Below are 2,754 nucleotides of genomic sequence, written 5' to 3'. Positions count from 1 at the left end.
CCGGGCTGGAGCTGTTCCTGCGCCTTGCCGGCTACCAGGCGCAGCAGCGCTACGCGCCCGACCCGGTGCTCGGCTGGACGCTGCGGCCGGCGCTCGGCGTCAACGCCGCCGCCTACGAGCTGACGCGCAAGTCCGGCTACTACGACAAGAACCCGGGGGCCGACCTGCCGGTGCGGCAGCTCACGCACAAGCCGCCTACCGCGAACTCCAAGGGCCTGCGCTTCGGCAACTTCGTGCAGGGCCGCGAGGTGATCGAGGAAGAGCTCGAAGCGGTGTTCTCCGGCCGCAAGGAAGCGAAGGCCGCCCTGGACGACGCGGTGCGGCGCGGCAACGACATCCTGCGCCGGTTCGAAGCAGCGATCCGCTAGCCGCGAGGAGGCGGACCCGCCGGACTTCCCCGGGCATCATGGAGAAGCGGGTCGTCTTCCGCTCGGCGTGGCTGCCGTACGCGCTGCTGGCGCCGCAGATCGCGGTCACGCTGGTGTTCTTCTTCTGGCCCGCGGCGCAGGCGGTCTGGTTCTCCTTCCAGCTGCAGGATGCGTGCGGCCTGCGCACCGAGTTCGTCGGCCTGGCGAATTTCGAGCGCCTGTTCCGCGACGAGAACTACCTCGCCTCGTTCGGCACCACGGCGATCTTCAGCGCGCTGGTCGCGTTCTCGGGCATCGCCATCTCGCTGCTGCTCGCGACGATGGCCGACCGCGTGCTGCGCGGCGCCCTGGCGTACAGGACGTTGCTCATCTGGCCCTACGCGGTCGCGCCCGCCGTGGCCGGCGTGCTGTGGGCTTTCCTTTTCGCGCCTTCCATCGGCATCGTCACCTACCTGCTGAAGCGGGCCGGCGTCGACTGGAACTGGATCATCGACGCGAACCAGGCCATGCTGCTGGTGGTGGTGGCGTCGGTATGGAAGCAGATCTCGTACAACTTCCTGTTCTTCCTCGCCGGACTGCAGTCGATCCCGCGCTCGCTGATCGAGGCGGCGGCGATCGACGGCGCCCGGCCGATGCGGCGCTTCTGGACCATCGTTTTCCCGCTGCTGTCGCCGACCACCTTCTTCCTGCTGGTGGTCAACATCGTCTACGCCTTCTTCGACACTTTCGGCGTGATCGACGCCACCACCCAGGGCGGGCCGGCGCAGGCCACGCAGATCCTCGTCTACAAGGTCTACTATGACGGCGTCAAGGCCGCCGACCTCGGCGGCTCGTCGGCGCAGTCGGTGGTCCTGATGTTCATCGTCATCGCGCTCACCGCGGTACAGTTCCGCTTCGTGGAAAGGCGCGTGCAGTACTGATGGCCGCGAACCGCCGCCGATGGTAGAGAACCGGCCCATCCTCACCGCGCTGTCGCACGCCGTGCTGATCCTCGGCGTGCTGGCGGTGGCCTTCCCGCTCTACGTGACGTTCGTCGCCTCGACGCACCGCCTCGAGGACATCATGCAGGTGCCGATGCCGCTGCTGCCCGGCGACCAGCTGCTGGAGAACTACGGCCAGGCGCTGACGGGCGGCTCGACCGCCGGGTCCTCCGCGCCGGTGGCGCGCATGCTGCTCAACAGCAGCGTGATGGCGCTGGCGATCGCCCTGGGCAAGATCGCCATCTCCATCATCGCCTCCTTCGCCATCGTCTATTTCCGCTTTCCGCTGCGCAACTTCTTCTTCTGGATGATCTTCGTCACGCTGATGCTGCCGGTCGAGGTGCGCATCATCCCGACCTTCGAGGTCGTGTCCGACCTCGGCATGCTCAACTCCTACGTCGGGCTGACGCTGCCGCTGATCGCCTCGGCCACCGCCACCTTCCTGTTCCGGCAGTTCTTCCTCACCGTGCCCGACGAGCTCGCCGAGGCGGCGCGCATGGACGGCGCCGGGCCGCTGCGCTTTTTCTGGGACGTGCTGCTGCCGCTGTCCAAGACCAGCATCGCCGCGCTGTTCGTCATCCAGTTCATCTACGGCTGGAACCAGTATCTCTGGCCGCTGCTCATTACCAGCGAGGAGAACATGTACACGGTGGTCATCGGCATCAACCGCATGATCGTCGGCGGCGATGCGGCGAACGAATGGAACCTGGTCATGGCCACCGCCATGCTGGCCCTCATTCCGCCGGCGCTGGTCGTGGTGCTGATGCAGCGCTGGTTCGTCAAAGGCCTGGTGGAGACGGAAAAATAGTGGCTGCCGTATCCTTCCGCGACGTGCGCAAGAAGTACGGCGAGCTCGAGGTCATCCACGGCGTCAGCACCGAGGTGGCCGACGGCGAGTTCGTGGTGATCGTCGGCCCCTCCGGCTGCGGCAAGTCCACGCTGCTGCGCATGGTGGCCGGGCTGGAGCAGATCACCTCCGGCGAGATCCGCATCGGCGGGCGCGTGGTGAACCAGCTCGAGCCGAAGGACCGGGACATCGCCATGGTGTTCCAGAACTACGCGCTCTATCCGCACATGAGCGTATACGACAACATGGCCTACGGCCTGCGCATCAAGGGCTTCTCGCGCGACGACATCGAGCTGCGCGTGCAGAAGGCCGCGGATATCCTGGAATTGAGGAATTACCTGAGGAGAAAGCCGCGCGAGCTGTCGGGCGGCCAGCGCCAGCGCGTGGCCATGGGCCGCGCGATCGTGCGCGAGCCGGCGGTGTTCCTGTTCGACGAGCCGCTCTCCAACCTCGATGCCAAGCTGCGCGTGCAGATGCGCGCCGAGCTGCAGGCGCTGCACCGCCGCCTGGGCACCACCAGCCTGTACGTCACGCACGACCAGGTCGAGGCCATGACCCT

At 66.9% G+C, this 2,754-nt stretch carries 3 protein-coding genes and 1 pseudogene; all 4 read left to right on the top strand.

What is annotated here, in order from left to right; translation table 11 throughout:
• Window positions 1-368: pseudogene (locus VFM98_RS00265) on the top strand (hypothetical protein); the annotation flags it as partial.
• 38 nt (window positions 369-406) lie between these two features.
• A complete protein-coding gene (gene ugpA / locus VFM98_RS00260; RefSeq protein ID WP_325107878.1) occupies window positions 407-1,288 on the top strand; it encodes a sn-glycerol-3-phosphate ABC transporter permease UgpA in 882 nt (293 codons plus the stop codon).
• A 19-nt stretch (window positions 1,289-1,307) separates the two neighbouring features.
• Window positions 1,308-2,156 carry a sn-glycerol-3-phosphate ABC transporter permease UgpE gene (ugpE, locus tag VFM98_RS00255; RefSeq protein ID WP_325107877.1) on the top strand — a complete coding sequence of 283 codons (849 nt, stop codon included), beginning with the start codon at window positions 1,308-1,310 and terminating at the stop codon, window positions 2,154-2,156.
• The coding region (locus tag VFM98_RS00250) for an ATP-binding cassette domain-containing protein (protein ID WP_325107876.1) at window positions 2,156-2,754 on the top strand (599 nt) is incomplete at its 3' end. The genes ugpE and VFM98_RS00250, both read left to right, overlap by 1 nt.

The organism is Ramlibacter sp., from assembly GCF_035706265.1.
Classification (GTDB): Bacteria; Pseudomonadota; Gammaproteobacteria; order Burkholderiales; family Burkholderiaceae_C; genus Ramlibacter.
Note: the sequence above shows the minus strand (reverse complement) of the source record. Positions and strands in the feature narration are given on the sequence as shown.

Excerpts from the sequence above, each read along its gene's own strand:
- ugpA (WP_325107878.1), top strand. The coding sequence starts at position 407 with ATGGAGAAGCGGGTCGTCTTCCGCTCGGCGTGGCTGCCGTACGCGCTG.
- ugpE (WP_325107877.1), top strand. The coding sequence starts at position 1,308 with ATGGTAGAGAACCGGCCCATCCTCACCGCGCTGTCGCACGCCGTGCTG.